This is a genomic window from Thermomicrobium sp. (assembly GCF_053493975.1).
The window spans coordinates 1-23,348 of sequence record NZ_JBRBZA010000029.1 but is presented as its reverse complement, the minus strand read 5'-3'; the positions used below and the strand labels follow the sequence as shown (position 1 = coordinate 23,348).

Here is a 23,348-nt window from a genome sequence, read left to right as displayed (position 1 = left end):
CTGAGCGGCTCGACACGCACGAGCGGGGAGCAGTCGTGCCGCTCCCCGCTCGCATTCTTCGGGCACTGGGCACCCACTCTACCAACGCGCACGGCCGACTTCGTAATGGATATTGCGGGCCTCGAAGAAGTTGACGATTTCCGGCACGTCGACCTGCGCGACCATCCAGCGTAACGGATTCGATTCCCCGAAAGCGATCGGCAACCCCAGTTCCTCCAACCGTCGATCAGCGATGTAGCGCACGTACCGGTTGAGCGCATCAGCATCGAGACCGATGAGCGGCTCTGGTAGCACCGCCCGGTTGTACGCTTCTTCCAGCTCGACCGCACGTAGGATGAGCTCCCGCAGCTCGTGACCGAACGCCGCGCTCAAGATCTCCGGGTGCTCCTCCAGGATCGTCGTGATCAAGTGGACCCCGAACGAGAGATGGAGCGACTCGTCCTTCAGAACCCAATCGACGATGGTGCATAGACCACGCAAAAGGTTCCGCTGGCGGAACGCCAGGGCCAGCGCGAAGCCGGAGTAGAAGAAGATTCCCTCCAAGATCACGAAGTAGCCGACGAGGTTGCGGACGAGTCGCTGCAGTCCCTCGACGCGCTCGATGTCAGGGGCAACGAGCCACTGCTCGGTCAACTGGCGCTGGAACGTCTCCTTCGCCGCGACGGCGGGATGCTCCACATGCAAGCCGAACACCCGCTTCCGGTCCACCGGCAGCGTCTTGATGACGTACTCGAACGCCATGACGTGGTTCGCTTCTTCCCACGCCTGTCGTGCCAAATAGAGCCGGGCTTCCGGGGCCGTCACCACCCGATAGAGACTGAGCAGCAGGTTGGTCGTGACCAGCGACTCCATCGGGTTGAAGAAACCCAGGAACATCTCCACGGCTCGCCGCTCTTCCTCGCTCAAGCGCTCGTGCCAGTCGCGCACGTCGTCGTGGAGCGGTATTTCTTCCGGGAACCAGGTGTTGTGCTTGGCTTGTTGGACATGCGCGTAGGCCCACGGGTGACTCAGCGGGAAGAGCTCCACCGCAGCCATCGGATCGCCTCCGAGCAATCGGCGCGCCATTCCGGTCCCTCCTCGTCCTTCACTGGCAACTTTCGCACGAACCATCGAGACGACAGCTCGCGAGATCGCTCGCCAGCACCTCGCGCTCGGCGAGCTGCACCCATTGCGGGCGACGCCGCGCCTTGTTGACGGCGACCGTGGATTGCTCGATCTCCATGCGTGGACGAACGAAGCAGTAGTAGGTGCTCTTGAGCCCTTTGCGCCAGGCTGCGAGATAGACCGCGCTCAGTTGCCCCGGCCGATCAGCCGCATGGTAGAGATTGCGACTGACCCCCATGTCCACCCACTTCTGAACGCGCGCCGCCACTTCGATGTACGCCTCCGCCGGCACTTGATAGGCGGTCGGGAAGCGCGCGACGAGGTCGGGTGGGCAACCCGGAACCGCTCGCAAGTCCCCACGCGCTGCCACGAGATCGGGCAACAACTGCTCCCAGAGACCCCGACGCCGGAGTTCATCCACGAGAATGGGGTTGACTTCCAGGAACTTCCCGGAGAGCGTCTGCCGACTGAAGACGTTCGCATAGTACGGATCGAGACTCGGGGTGGTCCCTGCCAGTAAAGCGATCGTCGCGGTGGGTGCCACCGCCATCACGGCACCATTGCGCAGGCCGCGCCGCACACGCTGGCGAAGCGGTTCCCAGTCCAGTCGCCGGCTGCGGTCCACCTCCACTGGGAAGCCACGAGCGGCTGCGAGTTCATCCAGGGTATCGATCGGGAGCACACCAGCTGCCCAGCGGGAGGAGGCGAAGGTGGGAAATGCGCCTCGCTCCTCGGCCAGTGCGCAACTGGCCATGATGGCGTGATAGCTGAGGAACTCGGCAATGCGGTCCGCCAGCTCCGCCGCTGCTGGCTCGGCGTACGACAGCCCGCGGCGAGCCAAGAGCTCGGCGAAGCCCATCAGGCCGAGCCCCACGGGACGATTGCGCTGGTTGGCACGCGCTGCGCGTTCCGAAGGATACAGGTTGGCATCGATGACGTTGTCGAGTGCCCGCATCGCTAGCCGCACCGTCTGCGCCAGCTGCTCCCAGTCCAGTTCGCCGTTCGGCGAGCAGTGGCGCGCGAGGTTCACGCTGCCGAGATTGCACACCGCCACCTCCTCGCGACTGGTCGGGAGGAAGATCTCGGTACAGAGGTTGCTCGAGTGGATGACACCGATCCCGCGCAGCTGAGAACGGAGGTTCCCAGCGTCCTTGAAGGTCAGCCAGGGGTGTCCAGTCTCCATCAGGCTCGCCAAGATGGCCAACCACAGCTCGCGGGCAGGCAGGCGGCGCCAGGCGCGCCGCGGGAGCATCCCCGCCTCTGCCTGACGGCAGAGTTCTCGGTAACGCTCCGAGAAGGCGGCACCCACGAGATCCGGGAGCTCGGGCGCCACGATCGGATCGAAGAGGTACCAGACGTCGTCCGTCTCGACCCGCCGCAGGAACTCATCGGGGATCCAGAGCGCGGTGTTGAGCTGATGGGTACGACGGTAGGGATCACCGGCATTGCGGCGAAGATCGAGGAACGCTTCCACCTCAAGATGCCACGGCTCGAGATACACGCACATCGTGCCGCGCCGGCGACCACCCTGACTGATCGAGGCGATCAGGGCATCGTACAGATGCAGAAACGGGATCAGCCCACCGCTCGCCCCATTGATCCCCCGCACGGGAGCACCCGTGGCCCGGATGCGCGTCACGGCGGTACCGATCCCGCCGGCATACTTGGCGAGCATCCCGAACTCGTAGGCCGAACCCAAAATGCTTTCCAGACTGTCCTCGACCTCCGCCAGGTAGCACGAGGCCAGCTGGTGGTGCGGCGTGCCCGCATTGAAGAGTGTCGGCGTGCTCGGCAGATACCGGAGCGAACTCATCAGGTCGTACCAGCGCAGGGCCCAGCTCGTCCGAGTCTCGGGCGGCTCGACCAGCGCCAGCCCCATCGCCACACGCATGAAGAGCGCCTGTGGTCGCTCCAGGAGCTGACGCGTTTCCGGATCCCGCACCAGGTACCGATCGGCCAGCGTCGCCAGCGCCGCATAACCGAGGAGTGCGTCACGCGCCGGGTCGAGCGCCCGCCCGAGGACATCGAGCTGGAAGGTCCGAAGTCGCGGATCGAGGGCGCCACGCGCGATGCCTCGCTCGACGAATCGCCGGAAATGCTCGGGATAGGGGAGGGGCGTCCCGTCATCCGCCTCGCGGGCGATCTTTTCCAGCAGCAGCGCCGCTGCTTCCCGCTCGGCCTCGGGCCGATCGGGCAACTGCTGGAGACACTTCAAGATGCGACTATCCAGTTCGGCTGCTTCGTCCCGTGGAATCGGTCGGAGATCGAGCGCACTCGACACCAGGGAGACCATCGCACCGCCCTCCTGCTTGTCCGGCCGCCTCGCGCGACTGAGTGGGCAGAGCGGCACCGACCGGATGCTCCCCCGGGGTCGAGCATCCCACGCCTAACGCGCAGGATCGATACCGACTCTGGCCCGCGCCCACCCGCGAGGCGCGGTACCGATCCGAGCGGACGGGTCGGTCTTCGGGCTTGCGGATCGACCGACCAGCTGCGCCTTCCCAGCGGTCTCCCGCCAGTGGCCCCGGTCAAGATGACCGGCTGCAGCCTTCGTCCCCGCTCACCGCTGCGGGGCAGCGCCGGATTTGCACCGGACTTCCCGGCACCCGTCCGCTTTTCGCTGCTATGCCACAAGATACAGGGCTTCCGGTACTCCCGAACCCCTACATCTTGTGGTCACGCCTCCCAGTGTATGCATCGAGCACCGTGCTGACAAGATGTTCCAGAAAGGCACCATGGTCGAGTCCACCACGCCAGTGCAGCCTGCTGTCCGCTGTGATGCGTCGCACGCACTCGTTCCGCGTGACGACGGCGAGGCAGCCGTAGGTGACCAGCGCTCAGTCGCTGTGCAGGCACCGCGAGCCTGCCGAGAAGTCGTGACGACATGGCACGAGCGACAACGCGAGTACTGACCTCCGCAAGGCGGAAGCGGTACTCCTACACGGCGACACCGCTCCTCCGACGCGGGCGGCAGGACCGGCCAACTGTCGCGCCCCCTCGGCGCGGCAACTAGAGAAGCGAGCTGGACGGCTCCTGCCGTCCTCATCGAGCGACTGGCCCGCCTCGGACCAGCGCGGGGGCCTCGACTCCGCTAACTGTCGTTCGCCACGACTGGACACGCGCGAGTGCGTCAGCTTATGATCGTTCCAACGCAGGACAGTGCGACTGAAGGGAGATGCGGATGGCGCAGTTGACCGTCGTATTCTTCCCCGAGGGTGCCTACGGGCCGACGAACAACTGCATCGGCATCGGTCGAGCGCTCCAGGAACTCGGCCTGCGGGTCGTTTTCGTCGTCGAGGAATCGTTCGCGGGCACCTTGGAAGCCAAGGGATTCGAAGAGCGTCTGATGCGCTTGACGCCGCCTCCCGAGCAGCCGGAGGAGCCCGGGCAGTTCTGGAAGGATTTCATCGCCAATACCGCACCGCATTTCCGGGAGAGCACCTTCGAACAGATCCGCACCCTGACCGCGCCGATCTGGCGCTCGCTCATCGACGGCGCCCTGTACGTCGAGCCGCGGCTGCGCGAGATCTTCGCCGAGCTGCGTCCCGACGCGATCGTGGAGGACAACGTCGTCGCCTTTCCCGCGGTCGTCACGGCCGGTGTCCCCTGGGTTCGCATCGTGTCGTGCAACCCGCTGGAAATCCCCGATCCGGACCTCCCACCTGCTCTCAGCGGGTTGCCGACGAACGATCGCTCGCAGTGGGAAGCCTGGCGCCGGGAGTATTGGGACGCAGTCGGTCCGTTGCATGAAGAGCTCGACACCTTCTGCCGCGAGAATGGCGCCCCGCCGCTACCGCCATTCGGGTTCATCTGGGAGAGCCCCTGGCTCGATCTCTACCTCTACCCAGCCGAACTGGATTACCCGCGGTCACAGCCGCTCGCGCCGGTCTGGCACCGGATCGACTCGTCGGTGCGCGATACGGAACCACCCTTCGAGTTGCCGGAGCACCTGCGTGAGGGCGGTCCGCTGCTCTACGTCAGCCTGGGCAGCCTGGGCTCGGCCGAGCCGGAACTGATGGGACGCTTGGTCGATCTTCTCGGCCGGACCGACTATCGGGTCATCATCAGCTTAGGACCGCAAAAGGGGAAGCTCAGTCTCCCCGATAACATCTGGGGAGACGAGTATCTTCCCCAGCCGTCGATCCTCCCGCTCGTCGACGCCGTGATCACGCACGGTGGGAACAATACGACGACGGAATGCATGCACTTCGGCAAGCCGATGCTGGCACTACCGCTCTTCTGGGACCAGCACGACAACGCGCAGCGCATCCAAGAGTGCGGCTTCGGCTTCCGCTTCCACCCGTATCGCTTCACGGACGACGAGTTCTTCCGCGCCTTGGAGGACCTCCTGACCAACGAGGAACGCAAGGCTCGGCTCGCAGCTGCCAGTGCACGCATCCAGGCAGTCGACGGTCGGCGCAAGGCCGCACGCCTGATCGCGGAACTCGCGCGGACCAAGCAACCCGTTTTGCGCCCGACCCAAAGCTGAGCACGAGCGGACGGAGCGATGAGCCAGACGCGCATCTTCGTCGACCTCCCCGCCGCACTCGTCGAGGAACTCCTCGGTCGCGCGCCGGAGCTGAGCCGCTCGGTCATCGAGCAACTCACGAGCCAGCGGGCCGAGCGCGAGCGCTGGCGGCAGGTCTTAGCCAGCGAACGGCTGCTGGCAACGCTGGGAGATCTTCCAGCAGTCCCGACGCCGACCACCTGCGGTGTCGACGGCTCGGTCGCGGTCGAGCGGTTACTCGCGCACGATCTTCTGGTTGCTGGCGCGCTTGCTGTCGAGGGGTTGACGCCGCCCAGCGAAAAGCGCTTCTGGCCAGAACCCCGTCACGCGCTGTCGGTCGAACTCGCGCCACACGACGAGGCCAACGATGCGTTGGCGCGCGCGCTGATGGCGGCGGGCGAACTCGAACTCGCGGCCCGCGCACCGCATGACGTCGTCTTCCTCGATGGGTCGCTCACGACCCCGCTCATCGCGTTCGATCAGGCGTTGCGCGCGCTCGCTCGTCGGGAACCACCGTCACCAGCGGCACGCGGTTTCCTCGAGACGTTGCCCGACCGGCTCGAAGACCTCGCTCGTGTCCTGTGTTCAGCCGATCCGCCGCGCTGCTGGGTCGGCGTGCCCAAATACACCGCACGGCGCGATCTCGCTGATCGGCTCGGCCTCGACCAACGGCTCGACGACCGAGCGCTCCTGACTGTCCTGCTCGCTCCAGGGGAGTTCACCTGGCCGCTCCCGGTCACCACTGGTCGGCGCCCCCACGCATTCAGTCTCGATCTCTTGCCAGACAGCCTTCGTTTGCGTGCCAGCTCACCGATCCAGCGGGTGCTGCGCGCGGTCGATCGACTCCGCGTGGTTTATGTGCGCTCTCATCCTTGGTTGCCGGCGCTCCGCCTCGAATTGCACGAGTCCGTCGCGGTCGATACCGGCCGATTGGCCAGCGTGCTCCAAGCGGTTCACTACCAGAGCGCGAGTGGGAGGCTCCGGGAGCCGTTTCCCCTCTACTTGGCTGACCGAATGGTGCGCTCGCTCCGTCGCGCGACGCGAGCGCTCCGGCATGCGGTGCGCGAGGCAGCAACGCGTAGGTATCCTGTGCTCGACGACGTCTTTCTCGCACTGGAGAGCTACCGCAGCGAATCGCTCTCATCGCCATGAGCGGCATTGCCCTGCTGCACGATGGTAGCGAACCGATCGGGGTGCTCGGCTCCCCCTCATCCACGGGCCAGCTCACGCTGGAGTTGCTCGATGCAGCGACCCGGCGCAAGTTGGTCGGCGAACTGGTCCTCCTGCCCTTCATCCAGGACGGGGTGCGGCATTACGCGCTCGGCCAGATTACCGAGATCGTCCTGCGCAATGTGTGGCACGAGGATCCGACGATCCGCAGCCTGATTCGGCAGCGTGGACGGATCGACGCGGTGAGCGAGCGACAGGACACCCATCAAGGTATGCTGGCGATCAGCGCTGTTTTCGCGGAGGATGGAACCGGTTTCCGCCCGTCGATTCTCGGCACGGTCCCTCCCACCGGCACACCGATCTTCGCTGTCGGAGACGACGTCCTCGATCGGTTGCTCGCCCACGCTCGGGCCGACCTCTTCTATCTCGGTCGCGTCTACGGTTCGGGACCCAAGCTTCCGCTCTGGTTCAAACATTTCGACCGAGGACCCCGCGGAGCCGGCGAGGCGTACCACATCGGCATCTTCGGTAAGACCGGGTCGGGAAAGTCCGTCCTGGCCAAGATGCTGCTGCTCGCCTACGCGCGGCACCCGGAGATGGCGCTCCTGGTCGTCGATCCGCAAGGCGAATTCAGCAAGGACTTGCGTGACCGATCCGCACCAAGCGGCTTCCCCCTTCCGCTTCGCACCATCCTGCACGACTCGTTGGGCCGCGTCGCCGTTGTCCTCTCGGCTCGCGACCTCATCCTCGACCGCTGGGAACTGCTCGAAGAGCTGCTCGTGTCCTCCGTATTCTTTGACAAGCTTTCCTTCGGTGTCCGCGAAAACCGTCAACTCGCTGCCCGCGAGATCGCGCAGCATCTGCGCAAGCAAGGAGTGCAACTGGCTGAACTGCACCAGCTGAAGACTTTCCAACGGGTGCTGTCGATCCTGAGCGACGAGCAGGTTCAGCGCGTTTTCTACCGGTCAGCGGAAGCGCGCGCCCGTTTCCAGTACATGCTGCAGCGAGTCGATCGTGCCGAACTCTACACGCACTCCTGGCGACCGCTGGCTCTGCTCTTCAGTGACCGCGGGAATCCACGCGCTCGCACGATCGAGCGGGTCCTCGATGGGCTGTTCCGACCCAGCGATCGGTTGATCGTCTCCCTCGATCTGTCGGGAGCCGATTCTGCCGACCGGCACGAGCCGGTACTCTGGAACGAGACGATCCAGGAAATCGTGATTCGGCGTCTTTTGGAGGGGATTCGCTCTGCTGCTGAACAGGCCTATGCTAGGTCGGAAAATCTCAACACCCTGATCCTGATCGACGAAGCGCACCGCCTGGCACCCACGGGTTATCTCGACCCCGAATCCCCCCGAGCGCAAATCCGCGCACTCCTCATCGATGCGGTGCGCACGACACGGAAGTACGGGGTCGGTTGGTTGGTCATCAGCCAATCGCTCGCCAGTCTCCATCCCGAGATCGTCTCGCAGCTCCGCATCGCCTTTTTCGGCTACGGGCTGGGGCTCGGTCAAGAGTATCGCGCTCTGGAGAGTTTCGCCGGAGGTGACGAGCACGCGCTCGCTCTGTATCGTCTCTTCCGCGACCCACACTCGAGTTTCGATCCAACGAGTCGCGTCTACTCCTTCATGACCGTCGGCCCCGTCTCGCCGCTGTCCTTCGCCGGGACACCGCTCTTTTTCAACGCGTTCACCGATGTCCGAGAATTCTTGACCGCGAACGGTCTCGTGACAGCGACGCCGGTTTGACCCAGTCGTGCCACCCTCCTCGAGCGGTCGCGACGACGCGGAGTCGCGCCGTCACCGCGCGGCGAGGGCACCGCGCTCGGCACCGATTTGGCTGGGCTCTCGTTCTCCCCAACCAGCCGGCTTGAACCGGCGCAAGCGCAGCGAGTTGGTCACCACGAAGACCGAACTCAACGCCATGGCCAGACCAGCCAGCATCGGGTTCAACAGCCCAACTGCCGCGACAGGGATGAGCACGGTGTTGTACGCGAACGCCCAGAACAGGTTCCAGCGGATCGTCGCCAGTGTCCGTCGAGCCAGCTCCAGGGCGACCAGGATCCCACGCAGGTCCGGTCGCACCAGCACGACGTCACCGGCTTCGAGCGCAACGTCCGTCCCGCTGCCCATGGCGATCCCGACATCCGCTTGCGCCAAGGCCGGTGCATCGTTGATCCCGTCACCGACCATGCCGACGATCTGGCCCTCCTCCTGGAGCGCACGGATGACGCTCGCCTTCTGCTCAGGTAAGACATTGGCCCGGACTTCGTCGATTCCGACGGCCTGTGCGATGCTGCGCGCCGTCCGCTCGTTGTCGCCAGTCAAAAGAACGATGCGCAGACCACGGTCCCGCAACGCGCGCACGACGGTCGGCGCTTCCGGGCGCGGCCGATCAGCGAGCCCGATGAGACCCGCGAGAGCACCATCGACCGCCACCACGATCACCGTCTTGCCAGCTGCTTCGAGTGCTGCTGCTTCCTCGCTGGCCGGATCGACGGCGATGCCGCGCTCTTGGAGAAAGCGCATCGTCCCGACGAGGAGCGCACGCCCTGCAACCAGCGCCTCCACACCGCGGCCCGGGAACGCTTCGAAACGCTCCACCACCGGCACCGTCGCGTCGTTCCCCTTCGCTGCCGCGATGACCGCCTGCGCCAGCGGGTGCTCGCTGCGCGATTCCGCTGCCGCGGCCAGTCGCAGGAGTTCCTCGGCACTCCAGCCGGCGAGCGGGACGACGTCGGTGACGGTCGGCCGCCCGATCGTGAGCGTGCCGGTCTTGTCCAGGACCATCGTCGTGAGCCGCTCCATGCGCTCGAAGACCTCGGCACGCTTCACGAGCACGCCGAGTTCCGCACCACGACCTGTCCCCACGATGACTGCCGTGGGTGTCGCCAGTCCCATCGCGCAGGGGCAGGCGATGACGAGCACGGCGACAGCTGGCAACAACCCCCGCAATGGGTCACCGGTCATCAGCCACCATGCTGCGAAGGTGAGGAGCGCGATCACGATCACCGCCTGCACGAAGACGCTCGCGACGCGATCGACCAAGGACTGGATGGGAGCCTTCGAGCCCTGCGCGTGCTGGACGAGACGGACGATCTGCGCGAGCACCGTCGCTTGCCCGACAGCGGTCGCCTGGAGGACGAAGGTCCCCGTGGTGTTGAGCGTCCCGCCCCAGACGCGATCACCCGGGCCCTTTTCGACCGGCAAGCTTTCCCCAGTCAGCATGCTCTCGTCGACCGCCGAGCGTCCCTCGACGACGAAGCCATCGACCGGAATCCGCTCGCCAGGCCGCACGACGACGAGATCACCCGGCAGGACCTCGTGCACGGCAATCTCGATCTCACGACCCCCGCGTCGGACGCGCGCCGTCTTCGGCTGCAATCCGAGCAGTCGCCGCACGGCCGACGTCGTTTGCCCCCGCGCCCGTGCCTCGAGATAGCGACCCAGCAAAATCGCCGCGATGACCACTGCCGCGACGTCGTAATAGGTGTGACCGACATGTCCGTGCGGTGCCCACAGGGCCGGAAGCGTGCTGGCGAGAGAAGAGAAGAAAGCAGCACTCGTCCCCAAGCTGACCAGTGTGTCCATGGTGAACTGGCCGTGTCGCAGATTGTGCAATGCCGCCAGGTGGAAGCGGCGCCCCAAATAGCCCCACACCGGGAGCGTCGCGGCGAGCAGCACGATGCTGGACCACCGCGACGGCGGCACGAACATGTTCAGCACCACGACCGGCAGGGCGAGCGCCCAAGCCAGAACCACTTCGTCGCGCAGCCGCCGCAGCTGACGCACACGACGCTGCTCCGTGTCGTCGCTCGCCTCGGCGTCCACCGCAACAGTCGGCACGATCACCGCGTGGTAGCCAGCCGCTTCGACAGCACCGATCAAGGCATCGAGGCTCGTCGTGCGGGGATCGTACCGGACCAGCGCACGCTCGCTCGCCAAGTTCACGCTCGCCTCGACTACTCCAGGCACCCGGCTCAGTGCTCGCTCGACGCGGCGAACACACGAGGCACACGTCATCCCCTCGATCGCCAACTCGACCGTCGCTTCGGCCTCTGCGTCACTTGCGGGTACGGTCGCGAGCGGCCGAGCGTGGTAGCCAGCGCGCTCGATCGCCGCGGTCAGTTCTTCCACCGCGACATCTGGCCGACTCAACGTCACTGCTGCCTCTTCAGTCGCGAGGTTGACGCTCGCTTCCGCGACACCCGGCACCGAGGCCAGCGCTCGCTCCACCCGGCGCACGCAGGAAGCGCAGGTCATCCCCTCGATGGCGAGGCGCACGACTGGAGCCGACTCGGCTGGTCGCTCTTCCCTCCGATCGCTCATCGTATCCCCCTCGCTCGTTCAGCCCACGCTACGGGTGAAGCGTTCGATCGCTTCCGTCAGTTCTTGGATGGCTGCTTCCTTGTCCTCGGCTTCCAGCACGCAACCGCGGATGTGATCTTCTAAAAGCACCAGACCGACGCTCCGGGCAGCTGCGATCACGGACGAAAGCTGCACGAGGATGTCCACACAGTAGCGATCCTCTTCCACCATCTTGATGATGCCGCGCACTTGACCTTCCATCCGGCGCAAGCGAGCGAGGATGCGCGCCTTGTCCGCACGGTACGAATCGACTCGTCGCTCGCAGCTGGTTTCCTCTCGTCGCTCGCTCATCACTTCTCGTATACCCCCCTCGGGTATCTTCCGTCTTCAGCATACACGACCGCCGTCGAGCCGACAACGAACGACGCCAGCCGTGCGCTCATGAGTGATCTCCACCGGTTTCAGCCATCGTCCACTCGAATGGCGAGAGATCGGTGTCACGGAAAAGAGCACGCTGACGAGACAGGCGGCCCATACTCGCCACCGCCATCGAGACGAACGGCCGAGCACGACCAGGTCGACCCCGGTCACGGTAAGAGACGTAACCCGCCATTCGCGAACTCGGCACGCGTGCCGAGTTCGGCGCATAGACGGCGCATTCGTTCGCACTGGCGAGCCGCGCGCAACGGATCGGAGCGACGGGCCTGAAAATCGACGATGACCGTCGGCACCAGCTGGATTTCGCGGACAGCGCTTCCGTCGAGCACTACGAGGAAGACGAACGACTCGTCGTTGCGCTCGACCTCATCGACCGCGTAGTCATCGATGAAATCGCCACAGCTGTAGAGGATCGCGCCTCCGCGGTAGAACTCGACGCCACGCGTGATGTGCGCGCTATGGCCGTACACGATGCGTGCACCAGCCTCGAGCAGGATGCGCCCGGCACGGACATGTTCGGGCAGCGGTCGCTCACCCCAGTTCGGCCCCCAGTGATAAGAGACGATCACCACGTCGACCCGCTGCGCGGTCTCCCGCACGAGCTCGCCGAGATCGCGGAAGCGCGGATCAGCCGGATCGCACGGGGCATAGAAGAGACCAGGCAGATCGGGTCGCGCTTCCCACTCCGGCTCGTTGTCAGTGACCGCGATGAGGGCGCAGGAAAGGCCGCCGACGACGAATCGGGCTGGCCGGCGTGCCTCGACAAGATCGTGCCCAGCGCCGGCACGAGCGATCCCAGCGCGATCGAGCGTCTCCAACATCTCGGACAGTGCTCGATCACCGAAGTCCAGGACATGATTGTTGGCCAGCGAGACCGCGGTGAGCTGGGCGGTCTCCAGTACCACCACATTCTTTCGATCGCTCCGGAAGACGAAGCGCTTGCCAGGCCACGGCTCACCGGTATCAGCGAGCACGCACTCGAGATTCGCGATACGGGCGTCGGCTGCAAGCAAAACAGACAGGACATCGCCCCAGGGATAGGCCGGCGACCTCTCGCGCAGGGCGCGATTGACCAACCGGCCCAGCATCACATCCCCGATGAGCGCGATCCGGATGGCCTGCATGGTCGATCGTCCACCTCAGTCCGAAGGAGCTGCCAGTCCCTGCAACTCCAGCGTCCGTACCAGACCGGTCATCCGGTCGACGATCCGGACCGCATGGTTGTTCGTGTCGGCGACATACACCTGATCGGCCGTGACAGCCAAACCGCCTGGCTCCCAGAAGCGCGCTCGCTCGGGTGGCCCGTCCTCATGTCCCGGCTGGCCGGTGCCCAACCAGCTCGAGCAGCGACGGGTCGCGGGGTCGAGCCGCTTGATTTTGTGATTGTAGGTGTCAGCGAGGAGCAGTTCCTCACCGGTCCAGGCCACGTCGAGCGGATGCTGCAGCAGCACGGTATCACCCGTGCCGTCACGATCACCGAAATCGAAGAGCCCGGTGCCCACCAGACGACCGACCTTCGGATTCGGCGTACCGGGAAGATCGACAGTGCGGATGGCACTCGCCTCCGGACAGGCGACGTAGAGCAGGCGATCGTCGCTCGTCAGGCCAGAGGGCTGGGCGAACCAGGCGCGCTCGAGCGGTCCCCCCTGGATCCCCTCCATCCCCGAGCCGGCATACGGCTGGATGATACCGCTGCCGAGATCCAGCACCCAGATCTGATGACTACCGGCCATCGCCACGAAGAGCAGCCCGTTCCGATGCCAGAGCGCCCAGGGAGAGCGCAGATCGACCTGGCGGGCTGGCCCCACGTCGAGCATGCCCTGCCCGAGCCGACCGGTTCCGGCGATCGTCTCGACGGTACCGGTCGCCAAATCGATGCGACGGATGGCATGGTTGCCCCGGTCAGCGACGAAACACGTCTCGCCCACCAACGCGATCCCTTGCGGCTCACAAAAACGCGCTTCGACGAGTGCCCCGTCTCGGAGACCTGGACGACCGTTTCCGATCACTGCTGTCACGGTTCCGTCCAGACGAGCGATGACCAGCCGGTGATGACCCGTATCGCTCACCACGAGCCGATCCCTGCTGGGATCGACGGCTAGCTTCCCGGGAAACGCGAGTGGTCCCGACGAACGTTCCACAGGCGAGCACAGCGCGAACGGCTCGCGCGTCGTCACCCCCGTGCGTTCGAGCAAGCGCCCGACTGCCTGCACGAGACGCTCGGCGGAGATTTCACCCTCGTGGATACCGAGGAGATACCCTTCTGGACTCAGGAACACCAAGGTCGGCCAAGCGCGGATCGCGTAGCTCCGCCAAATCTGGAGCGCTGGATCGTGCACGACTGGGTGCTGGATCCGTTCGCGGAGAACAGCCTGGCGGACATTCTGTGGGTCACGCTCGTTGGGAAACTTCGGGGAGTGAACACCGATGACGACGACCTGCGTCGGATACCGTTCCTCGACTGCCCGCAACGCGGGCAAGACATGCAGGCAGTTGATGCAGCAATACGTCCAGAAATCGAGGATCACCAGGCGCCCACGCAGGTCAGCGAGCTCGAGCGGTCGTCGGACATTCAGCCAGGTGAGTCCGGGAGGAAAATCGGGCGCGCGGATCGGACCCAGCTCCTCATCCCATCGTCGCATGCTCATCCCCCGTTCATCGGTCGTGCTCTGGCTCGAGCATAACAAGTTTCCTCGTCGCCCGGTGCAGTGAACGGGCAGCCATCGCGCCGTGTCGGCTCGTCCGCGACCTCGCGACCGGAACGAGCGGCATGCGTCGCGCAGCGCGGCAGTGCGTCGTGTCGCGAAGATGGAGCGCTCACCGGCGCGCCGCTCGCGCGGCCGTGGCGCCGGCGCGAGCGAGTCATCGAGGGGAGATCGGGATCATGCTCTCCAGCTCTCGAGCACCCTCCGCGCCATGCCGATCCACTGAGTAGCGAGAAACGCGGTGAACTGGTTGGAGAGGGAGAAAGACGAATGCAGAGAGAGCGACCTCGTGATGTCTGCCCGTAGCAGGCGCGCGCGACGCACTCCGGAAGAGCCTTTTCCGGAGACCGGCTCCTGCTCTGGCCGCCCATGATGCACACCGCAGTCAAGCTCGCCGGGATCGCGCAAGAGCTCTCTCTGGAGACGACATGACGACATGGGGAGAAGGCCGGAGCTGGCTGACAGTCCATCTCGCCGCGCAACCGGGGCTCCAGGAATTCCTCCAGGCGGCCCTCGAGCGCCTGACAGAGGAAGAACTCGACAGCACGCAAGCCTTGGTGGGAACCGCAGCGAGCCCGCTCGCGACTGAGATTCCCTCGATCGAACCTTTGCGTCGCCTGGCCGCTGCGCTGGAAAGCATCTGGTTCGAGGAGCTACTCGCCAATGGACAACTGACGTGCGCCTTTCAACCGATCGCCAACGCTTCGGATCGTCGAATCGCTGGTTACGAGGCCCTCTTGCGTGCCCGTCGACCGGATGGAACGATCCTGAACGCAGCGGTGATTCTCCGAGCCGCCCGCGCACTCGATCGCATCACGGCTCTCGATGTTCGGGCGAGAATTCTCGCACTCGAGCAGGCCAAGAAGCACGAACTCGATGGCTTGCTTTTCATCGACTTCACACCGAGCGCGATCTACGATCCAACCACGTGCCTCCAGACCACATGGGCCGCGGCGGAACAGCTCAGGATCGATCCGGGGAAGGTCGTCTTCGAGGTGATCGAGAGCGAATCCCTGACCAATCTGCGCCACGCAGCGAATCTTCTCGCTGCCTCTCGCCAACACGGTTTCCGGGTGGCCCTCGATGACATCGGCTCCGCTCATTCAGGCTTGGTGTGGCTGAGCGCACTCCAACCGGACTTCGTCAAGATCGATCGTCAATTGACAGCGGGACTCGCCGCTGACGCCGCGAAGCGCGCGATCGTTGCCAAACTCGCCGAACTCTGTCGACAGATCGGAGCACGGACGATCGCCGAGGGGCTCGAGGACGAGGCCGACGCATCGGTGGCAGTCGAGCTGGGAGTCGACTTTCTGCAGGGGTATCTCTTTGGCCATCCGCAAATCCCGGAGGAAATGAGCACCAGCTGAATTGCGCCGGACCGGCGAGGGCAAGGCAGAACACTGTCCCCATCGGCACCCTTGACAAGCCCCCGGGGGCTTCGTTTAGACTGGCCGTGTGCGGTCCACCTCATGACGGTGCCCCGCGATCCCCACCCACCGTCAGGCTGGAACGCTCGGGCGTGGCTGCCCCCGTGACTGCGCAGCCAGTGGTTCGACCCTGGAGGAATCGTATGAGTACCGATCGTTTGCTGGGCGATGCCTACTTCGCCCGGAGCCGGCAGCTTTTCGAGCGGATCAGTCGAACGATCGCCGGTGGCGAGAGTTCCTACGCACGCTTGAAGAAGGGTCTGGAACTTTGCTTCGATCACGGTGAGGGCTCCCACTTCTGGGATATCGATGGTCACGAGTACATCGACTACAGCCTCGGCTATGGCCCCCTGATTTTCGGTCACAAGCCGAAGCGAGTCATCCAGGCGGTCATCGAAGCGCTCGAGCGCTACGGAACGATTTCCACGTTTCCGTACGAACTCGATGCCGAAGTCGGCGAGCTGTTCACCGAGCTGGTTCCAGGAGTCGATCTCCTGCGGTTCGCCAACTCCGGTACCGAGGCGACCATGGCCGCCGCACGGTTGGCGCGTGCCTACACGGGGCGGCCGAAGATCGTCCAGATGGAGGGCGGCTATCACGGGTGGGCCGATACGCACCTGTGGTCCAGCCATCCCGACGTGTGGCGCCCACGACTGCGGCCGTACAGCCCGCAGCCGATCCCCGGCTCGCGTGGGATCCCCGAAGTCTATGGGGAAGCGCTTCTGATCGCGCAATACAACGACCGCGAGAGCCTCGAACGGCTCTTCGCCGAACATGGCAACGAGATCGCGGGCGTGCTCGTCGAGCCGGTGCAGTGCAACTCGGGGGTGATCCTGCCGGAGCCCGGCTACCTCGAGTTCCTGCGTGACATCACCCGCGCCTACGGCGCGCTGCTCATCTTCGACGAAGTGATCACCGGTTTCCGGCTCGCTCCCGGTGGAGCGCAAGAGCGTCTGGGTGTGATCCCCGATATCGCCACGTACGCCAAGGCACTCGGCGCTGGCTTCCCGATCGCCGCGTTCGGCGGCTCCCGCGAGGTCATGCATCTGGAGGCGACCAATCAAGTCCTGCACGGCGGGACGTACACTGCGAACGTCGTCGCGCTCGCTGCCGCACGCGCCGTGCTGACCGAGATGAAGACGCGCCGCGACGAGCTCTGGAGCGTTCTCGACGGGTTCGGTGAGCGCGTTCGCGAGGGATTGCGCGAGGCCTGCGAAGCAGCCGGGCTCCGCTGCATCGTGCAGGGGATCGGACCGGTCTGGCACATCTTCTTCGCTAAGCCGGACGCTCCCGCGCTCGACCGGATCCGCAACTATCGCGAGGCGCACGCGTACACCAGTATCGACATCTACGATCGCTTCAACCGGGCAATGCTCCGGCGCGGCGTCTACTTCCACCCCTATCACCTGGAGCGATGGTTCATCTCGACCGCACACAGCGAGAGCGACGTGCAGGCGACGCTGCAAGCTGCCTACGAAGCCGCGTTGGAAGTCGCACAGTCGCTGCGGGAGCAGCCGGCTGCTGACCCCGCGAGCGTCGCGATGCCGGGTATCGCCCAGTGAGTGCTCGTCACGCATCCTGACGGAGCGGGCGGGGAAAGTTCCCCGCCCGCTCCGTCGTGATCGGTAGTTCGCTCGTCCAACTCACACGCGCTGCTTCTGGAAATACTCGCGGTTCTTCTGGAGGTAATGCCGCCACTGCTCCGGCAAATCGTCCTCGAAGTAGATGGCCTCGACCGGGCACACCTCGGCGCACACCCCGCAATCGATGCACTCGTCGGGATTGATGAAGTACTGCTCCGCTTCCGGATCGGACTTGATGCAATCGACCGGGCAAACCTCGACGCAAGAGGCATCTTTCACGCCGATGCACGGCTCTGCGATCACGTACGTCATCGGTGCCGCTCCTCCACCCTACTCGTTCGCGCCATCGCGGGCGCTCGCCAACCGCCGTTGGTTGCCCCGCAAGTGTACACAGCCGACGAGGCGGAAACAAAAAGCGGGGCGCAGCACGCCCCGCTCCGAGCGATCCCTCTTCGCTCATCGGGGGATAGCACCCCGCGAGTAGAGCCACTTGACGAAGCGCAACCGGTTCCACTGCTTTCGGGAATCCATGTACTCGATATAGGGGTACATGTCCCGCAGCTCCCGCAGCCGGGCGATCTGATCGGGTGTAAACCCCATCGCCTCCAGCTGCAAAAGGTCGAACTGCTCATCGGGGCGCGGCGTCAGTGCCTTGTATCCCGTCATCGTTCGCCTCCCTGTCCACGCGCGCCCCCGCGCGCGGTGTCGAGTCGCTCCCGTCTCCGATGAGATCGGTCGACTCGCACCAGAAGTATAGCAGAGAACCACATGACTCTCCGCTCAGGCCTCGCTGGCCGATTCCTCGCTGGCTGTCTCGGCAGCCCCTTCCTCGACCAGGAGCGCGCGTCGCTCGAGTCGCTTGCGTCGCCGCTCTTCCTTCTTCTTTCGCGGCTGAACCTGTGCCTTCTCCAGTCGTCGCATGAATCGCTCGACCTGACCGGCCGTGTCGACGATCCGCTGCTCTCCCGTGAAGAACGGATGGCACTTCGGGCAGAGCTCGATCCGGAGCACCGGCTTGGTCGAGCCGGTCGTCCACGTATTGCCACAGGTACAGATGACTGTCGCTTGTGGATAGTACTGCGGATGGATCCCCTTCTTCATGCTGTCGCGCTCCCCGCCGCCGGCAATGTCCGCCCGACCGGCTCCGGATAGACGCTGACCCGCCGCTTGTCGCGCGAAATCGGCTCGAACTTCACATATCCGTCGATCAGGGCGAAAAGCGTGTAGTCCCGTCCCATTCCCACATTACGCCCCGGGCGGAAGACCGTTCCACGTTGGCGGACGAGCACGCTACCCGCCGGCACGAACTGCCCATCGAACCGCTTGACACCCAGCCGCTTGGCTCGGCTATCGCGCCCGTTCCGAGTCGACCCGCCACCCTTCTTGTGCGCCACAGCCCAACCTCCTCGTTCTCTCGCTCAGGACGCTGCTCCGATTTCGATCGCTTCCACCTGCAAGCGCGTATAGCGCTGCCGGTGACCAGTCTTGCGGCGATAGCGCGTCTTCGGCTTCATCTTGAAGACGATCAGCTTCGGCCCTTTGACCTGATCGAGCACCCGGGCCACGACCCGCGCTCCCGGGACGACCGGCTGACCGACCGTCACCGTCCCGTCACGCTCGACCAGCAGGACATCCTCCAGCGTGACCTCCTGGCCGGGCTCGACTGGCAGTTTCTCGACCTCGATGATGTCGCCGACGCGCACTCGGTATTGCTTGCTTCCTGTCCGGACAACCGCGTACACGCCTGTTCCTTCCCGTGGGTACACGCTCGACAACGTGTGGGCGGTTCACCCACAGACGATAAGCCTAACGCGTGCATGCCGCAACGTCAACATGACGCATGCTGTTCTGCACGCACCCGAACCTGTTTCACTCACCGCTCTCTTCGCGCGATGCATGCCGAGTAGGTCGCGCCCCTGTCCCGTGTCCACCCCGTGCAGCCGCTACGATCCTGCTGGAATCACGAGCGCCTCTCCATCACCTCCTGGGCGAAGAGAGTCATGCCCTCGCCTCTCGCGCTCCCCATGAACCACGACACAGTCGGAGGAAGCAGCCGCCAGTTATTGGCACTTATCCATCAGGGCGAGACCAGATCGGTGGCCGATTCTACCGTGCATCGACTCGGAGCGACAGTGAACCCCGGACCGGGCACCGCACACCGGTGCCCGGTCCGGTTCCCCACACTGACATCGCTAGAACTTGACGAGTGGTCCTCCTGTGAGTTGTGTCCAGAGGAAGTTGACGAAGAAGAAACCGAAGAAGATGGTATTGCCGACCAGCAGGAGATACGACCACCAGCGCAGCCGGGCTGGCCGCGGCAAGCGCCGGTTCAGGTACATGAGCAAGAAGGGAAAGACCAACGCACCGAGGTTCGCCATGTTCGCCGAGATCAGGATCAGTTCCGTCGGCAGTGCCTGGAAAATGAGGAAGCTGATCACGGCCAGCAGCACGATCATGAAGGGATAGTAAAAGCGACGCGGGTCACCGGCGATCGCACGCCGGAAGGCCGGACTGAGTCCGTACAACCCGTCCGACATGTTGCGCACGAGCGACTCGAAGACGCCGAGTTGTGTGCTGAAGAGGATGAAGAAGCCCACGATCAAAGCCCAATAATAGAGCAGCGTCCCGTACTCTCGGCTCAAGACATCGGCCGCGAAGGTCGGCATAGTGGCCCGCGTCGGCTTCTCGACACCAGGCAGAGTAGCCAAGTGATAGACCAAGAGGGTCGTCAAATACATGCCGATGAGCGCTCCGCCGAAGAACACGACCCACTGGTCCAGCAGCAACAGCCGGAACCAGCGCTTCCAGCGACGCTCGTTTTCCGGGGTATCCGGGAAGGTCACGCCACTGGCGAGCACTTCTTCTTGCTTTCCACCGACGAGTGCAGCGATGAACCCGACACGGGAACCCATGCCATATCCATGATCGCGGTAGTAGTTCATGTTGTACCAGTTGAGCCCCGAGGCCAGTGCGGTGTAGCCAGCGAGACCCCCGAGCAGTGTCGCGTCGACGCCGGATGGTGGAAGCGCCGGCGTCAAGAGACCGCGCAGCGCTGTCCACCAGGTTTCGAAGGGAACCACCAGGAGATTCACGATCAACAGCGTGATCAAAACGAAGCCGACAATCACCCAGTTGACCAACTCCAGCGTACGCGCGATCTTCCGACCGAAGAGCACGAGCAGGAAGACGATGGCCATCAGCAGGACCGCGAGCCAGCGCGCCGTCGTTCGCTCGCTCGGCTGGTCCACCAGGCTTCCGGTCAAGAGGACATAGAGCCCCTCGCCTGCACCGGCAGCCCAGCCACCCCAAATGTTGGCGAAGTAGACCATCAGGAGCGCGAGCGGCACCCACAGCCACCAACCCGGCGGCACTCGTGCCCAGCCCAACACCGGCACCTCACCCGTTGCCATGATGTAGCGCGTGATTTCCACATTGTAGAAAGTCTGAAGAAGCGCCGAAAGCAAGATGACCCAACCGATCCCGACAAAGCCGTACTGGGCGACGGCGAGTGGCCCCAAGAGCCACTCACCGGACCCGATGGACAGGCCGAGCGCGATCAGGCTCGGACCGATCACCACCGTGATCGCTTCCTTGACACCGATGCGTGGAACCTTGAAGACCTCCTCCGGCTCCGGCAGATCGACCAACGGCAGTGGAGGGCGACCGGTGCCGATCTGCACAGCTTGACCGACCGCACCACCGTCACCGACTGCTGCCACCTTCTTCCCCCCTTTCACTGACAAACGCTCCCGATCATCGCGATGGCCGACGTCCTCTTCCACAGTAAAGCCGAACCGGCCTTCGCCACGACAACGCTCGCTGTGTCGATCGTCAGTGCCTCCGCACCGCTTCTCGACGACGAGCCGGATATCTCGCTCGACTCGAGCGTCCAATCGGTCGCTGGACTCATCATGCACTCTAAAGCTTTTCTCTTGGCATGTCAAGAGATCAGCGTCTGTCTGCAGGCATCCGCCGGCGTGAGGGGACACGCTCGACGGGCGGCTCAGCGACCCGACGCTTCGAGTCCGGCAGAACGCTGACGGCGATCGCGAGGCCTGCTCGCGATCGAGGCGCCGGATGCTCGACCGCGATGCTTGACAGCCGGCTTTCCTTTTGCGATAGTGGAACCGGGCTCGCAAAGCGAGCGACGACAGGATGAAAGGATGGATCGGGGTGCACCTCCGCATGAGGCACAGGTCCAGGACATTGGGTATCCGGTACGCCGGTAATTGGACCGTGTGCAGCATGATCAGGAGGTTGCCATGGCTGTCCCGACCGCTCGCAAGCTCTTCCATGTGCTCGTCGATTCCGATCTCGCCCCCGAGCAAGCGATCGCACTGATCGACTTCGCGGCTCACCTCAAGGCACAACACCGGGCGGGTGAACCGCAGCATCATCTTCTCCGCGGCAAGACCCTCGCCATGATCTTCCAAAAGCCCTCCACCCGGACTCGCGTCGCCTTCGAGGCCGGGATGGCGCAGCTCGGCGGGCACGCCCTCTACCTCTCGACGAACGATCTCCAACTCGGGCGCGGGGAAACCATCGCCGATACCGCTCGAGTCCTCTCACGGTACGTCGATGGCATCATGGCCCGCGTCTTCCGCCATGCCGATGTCGTGGAACTCGCCACTCACGCCTCGGTTCCAGTGATCAACGGTCTCTCCGACCTCGTGCATCCCACCCAAGCCTTGGCTGACATGTTGACGATCAAGGAACAATTCGGTGGTTGGAGTGGACGGACACTCGCTTATCTCGGCTGTGCCAACAACATGGCTCACTCACTGGCCCTTTCCGGTGCTCTCGTTGGACTGACCGTTCGCATCGCCACACCGCCCGGTTGTCGCCCGGATCCCGCGATCATCGAGCGCGCTCAGTCGATCGCAACCAGAACGGGCGGACGCATCGAGGTCTCCACTGACCCATGGGAAGCCGTGCGCGATGCCGATATCGTCTATACCGACGTCTGGGTCAGCATGGGCCAAGCGGTCTCCGACGACGTGCTCCGCGCACTGGAGAACTACCGCGTGACGCCCGAGATCATGGCGGCGGCTGCGCCGCACGCGGTTTTCATGCACTGCTTGCCGATGTTCCGTGGGCAAGAGGCCAGCGCCGAGGTCGCGGACGGTCCGCAGTCGATCATCTTCGAGCAGGCCGAGAATCGACTGCATCTCCATAAGGCCTTGCTGGTCGAGCTGTTGAGCGATGCGGGCCCCGGCGTGCTCCGCTGAGCGCGCATCGCCGAAAACTCGGTGATCGCGGGCAAACGCGCAGCGATATCCAGAGAGGAGGCCATCATGTCCGGTGTCACCGGTGCACCACCGCACCTGCCGAGGGAGCTCGCTGGCTGGGAATGTCACTGGCAGATGCGTCCAGCCGAACTCGAAATCACCGGCCGGCGCCTCGATCGGCGCTCCGCCAGCATCGGGCAGGCGCTGGCAGGGCGGATCCTCGTCCGTCGCACCGCATCGGGCTGGGACGTCGAAACGCGGCTGTGGATGCTCGAGGATCTGGCCGAACATCAGCGCTTGCGAACCCGTCGGGCTCGAACGGCCACGCCGAGCGAGTTGCACGCCCTCCTGGTCGATGCCGGTCTCCCCAGCGAACTCGCCCTGTCCGTCAGCGAGGCAGCCTCTTCCCTCCAGCCGGCCGCCTAGGTCGGTCACTCCACCATGCAGCCAGCCGGGATCGGCGCGCATCGTCAGTGCGACGAGCTCGATCGGGAAGAGCATTCGCGCCGGCGTGGCGTCGGTTCAGCTCTCGTCTACCCTCGGTGTCGTTGACCAGCGATGGTCAAGCGACCGAAAGACAGCACCGATCGCCAAGGAGTCCGAGCAGTCATCCGGTCGCGCGGGCACGAGAAGGCCGTGAACCGGAACCAGTGGATCGAGAACGGTGAAAACTCGCCAGAACACTCCGCGGTGGGGAGAGAGGGATTCGAACCCCCGACGCGCACGAGCGCACCGATTTTACAGACCGGCCCCTTGAACCACTCGGGCATCTCCCCAACGGTACCACCGCGAGTATAGCACACATGTTCGACTCTGCGCAACGTGAGCGTCCAGCCTATCGCTCTGTTCCCGCGCTTCACGACGGTCGCGCGCGGCGAG

19 protein-coding genes, 1 tRNA gene and 1 riboswitch are annotated in these 23,348 nt (G+C 64.6%); of the genes, 7 read left to right on the top strand and 13 right to left on the bottom strand.

Features of this window, described 5'->3' with window-relative positions:
- Positions 1 to 78: 78 nt before the first annotated feature.
- Both ACWIVK_RS05465 and ACWIVK_RS05460 read right to left on the bottom strand, forming a co-directional pair.
- Entirely contained in the window at positions 79 to 1,065 is a 987-nt protein-coding gene (locus ACWIVK_RS05465; protein WP_448575566.1) for a ribonucleotide-diphosphate reductase subunit beta, read from the bottom strand.
- Positions 1,066 to 1,084: 19 nt separating this feature from the next.
- The gene (locus tag ACWIVK_RS05460) at positions 1,085 to 3,397 is read right to left on the bottom strand and encodes a ribonucleoside-diphosphate reductase subunit alpha (RefSeq protein ID WP_448575565.1); all 2,313 of its coding nucleotides are present in this window, start codon (positions 3,395 to 3,397) and stop codon (positions 1,085 to 1,087) included.
- Between the two features lie 147 nt (positions 3,398 to 3,544).
- Positions 3,545 to 3,729: riboswitch (cobalamin riboswitch) on the bottom strand.
- A gap of 556 nt (positions 3,730 to 4,285) precedes the next feature.
- Here ACWIVK_RS05460 and ACWIVK_RS05455 point away from each other — a divergent pair.
- From ACWIVK_RS05455 to ACWIVK_RS05445, 3 genes are read left to right on the top strand one after another with little or no spacing between them, the layout of a single operon-like run.
- Positions 4,286 to 5,593 carry a glycosyltransferase gene (locus tag ACWIVK_RS05455; protein WP_448575564.1) on the top strand — a complete coding sequence of 436 codons (1,308 nt, stop codon included), beginning with the start codon at positions 4,286 to 4,288 and terminating at the stop codon, positions 5,591 to 5,593.
- 18 nt (positions 5,594 to 5,611) lie between these two features.
- Positions 5,612 to 6,763: a DNA double-strand break repair nuclease NurA gene (locus tag ACWIVK_RS05450; protein ID WP_448575563.1), complete on the top strand. Its 1,152-nt coding sequence runs from the start codon at positions 5,612 to 5,614 to the stop codon at positions 6,761 to 6,763.
- Complete coding sequence (locus ACWIVK_RS05445; RefSeq protein WP_448575562.1) at positions 6,760 to 8,529, top strand: ATP-binding protein; 1,770 nt, start codon at positions 6,760 to 6,762, stop codon at positions 8,527 to 8,529. The genes ACWIVK_RS05450 and ACWIVK_RS05445 overlap by 4 nt, the downstream gene beginning before the upstream one ends.
- A 51-nt stretch (positions 8,530 to 8,580) precedes the next feature.
- On the opposite strand, the gene ACWIVK_RS05440 is transcribed toward ACWIVK_RS05445, so the two are convergent.
- From ACWIVK_RS05440 to ACWIVK_RS05425, 4 genes are all read right to left on the bottom strand, one after another.
- The gene (locus ACWIVK_RS05440; protein WP_448575561.1) at positions 8,581 to 11,109 is read right to left on the bottom strand and encodes a heavy metal translocating P-type ATPase; all 2,529 of its coding nucleotides are present in this window, start codon (positions 11,107 to 11,109) and stop codon (positions 8,581 to 8,583) included.
- Between the two features lie 18 nt (positions 11,110 to 11,127).
- On the bottom strand, positions 11,128 to 11,439 hold the full coding sequence (locus ACWIVK_RS05435; RefSeq protein WP_448575560.1) for a metal-sensitive transcriptional regulator: 312 nt from the start codon (positions 11,437 to 11,439) through the stop codon (positions 11,128 to 11,130).
- A 236-nt stretch (positions 11,440 to 11,675) separates the two neighbouring features.
- A complete protein-coding gene (locus tag ACWIVK_RS05430) occupies positions 11,676 to 12,641 on the bottom strand; it encodes a CapA family protein (protein ID WP_448575567.1) in 966 nt (321 codons plus the stop codon).
- Between the two features lie 24 nt (positions 12,642 to 12,665).
- On the bottom strand, positions 12,666 to 14,168 hold the full coding sequence (locus ACWIVK_RS05425; RefSeq protein WP_448575559.1) for a thioredoxin-like domain-containing protein: 1,503 nt from the start codon (positions 14,166 to 14,168) through the stop codon (positions 12,666 to 12,668).
- A gap of 491 nt (positions 14,169 to 14,659) precedes the next feature.
- On the opposite strand from ACWIVK_RS05425, the gene ACWIVK_RS05420 reads away from it, so the two are divergent.
- Complete coding sequence (locus ACWIVK_RS05420; RefSeq protein WP_448575558.1) at positions 14,660 to 15,598, top strand: EAL domain-containing protein; 939 nt, start codon at positions 14,660 to 14,662, stop codon at positions 15,596 to 15,598.
- 203 nt (positions 15,599 to 15,801) lie between these two features.
- Positions 15,802 to 17,220, top strand: a complete 1,419-nt coding sequence (locus tag ACWIVK_RS05415) for an aspartate aminotransferase family protein (RefSeq protein ID WP_448575557.1) — start codon at positions 15,802 to 15,804, stop codon at positions 17,218 to 17,220.
- Positions 17,221 to 17,301: 81 nt separating this feature from the next.
- Here the strand turns inward: ACWIVK_RS05415 and ACWIVK_RS05410 are convergent, their stop codons facing one another.
- From ACWIVK_RS05410 to ACWIVK_RS05385, 6 genes are all read right to left on the bottom strand, one after another.
- A complete protein-coding gene (locus ACWIVK_RS05410; protein WP_015922371.1) occupies positions 17,302 to 17,553 on the bottom strand; it encodes a 4Fe-4S dicluster domain-containing protein in 252 nt (83 codons plus the stop codon).
- 144 nt (positions 17,554 to 17,697) lie between these two features.
- Entirely contained in the window at positions 17,698 to 17,907 is a 210-nt protein-coding gene (locus ACWIVK_RS05405; protein WP_015922372.1) for a hypothetical protein, read from the bottom strand.
- Between the two features lie 114 nt (positions 17,908 to 18,021).
- Positions 18,022 to 18,342 carry a 50S ribosomal protein L31 gene (rpmE, locus tag ACWIVK_RS05400; protein ID WP_448575556.1) on the bottom strand — a complete coding sequence of 107 codons (321 nt, stop codon included), beginning with the start codon at positions 18,340 to 18,342 and terminating at the stop codon, positions 18,022 to 18,024.
- Positions 18,339 to 18,635, bottom strand: coding sequence for a 50S ribosomal protein L27 (rpmA, locus tag ACWIVK_RS05395; protein WP_448575555.1), 297 nt, complete (start codon positions 18,633 to 18,635; stop codon positions 18,339 to 18,341). Before rpmA ends, rpmE begins: the two co-directional genes overlap by 4 nt.
- A gap of 24 nt (positions 18,636 to 18,659) precedes the next feature.
- Positions 18,660 to 18,983, bottom strand: a complete 324-nt coding sequence (rplU, locus tag ACWIVK_RS05390) for a 50S ribosomal protein L21 (protein WP_448575554.1) — start codon at positions 18,981 to 18,983, stop codon at positions 18,660 to 18,662.
- Between the two features lie 450 nt (positions 18,984 to 19,433).
- Positions 19,434 to 21,134: an Nramp family divalent metal transporter gene (locus tag ACWIVK_RS05385; RefSeq protein WP_448575553.1), complete on the bottom strand. Its 1,701-nt coding sequence runs from the start codon at positions 21,132 to 21,134 to the stop codon at positions 19,434 to 19,436.
- A gap of 369 nt (positions 21,135 to 21,503) precedes the next feature.
- Between ACWIVK_RS05385 and argF the strand changes: the two genes are divergently transcribed.
- Both argF and ACWIVK_RS05375 read left to right on the top strand, forming a co-directional pair.
- The gene (argF, locus tag ACWIVK_RS05380) at positions 21,504 to 22,469 is read left to right on the top strand and encodes an ornithine carbamoyltransferase (RefSeq protein ID WP_448575552.1); all 966 of its coding nucleotides are present in this window, start codon (positions 21,504 to 21,506) and stop codon (positions 22,467 to 22,469) included.
- Between the two features lie 66 nt (positions 22,470 to 22,535).
- Positions 22,536 to 22,895, top strand: coding sequence for a hypothetical protein (locus tag ACWIVK_RS05375; RefSeq protein WP_448575551.1), 360 nt, complete (start codon positions 22,536 to 22,538; stop codon positions 22,893 to 22,895).
- Positions 22,896 to 23,160: 265 nt separating this feature from the next.
- On the opposite strand, the gene ACWIVK_RS05370 is transcribed toward ACWIVK_RS05375, so the two are convergent.
- A tRNA-Tyr gene (locus ACWIVK_RS05370) sits at positions 23,161 to 23,245 on the bottom strand.
- Positions 23,246 to 23,348: the final 103 nt, after the last annotated feature.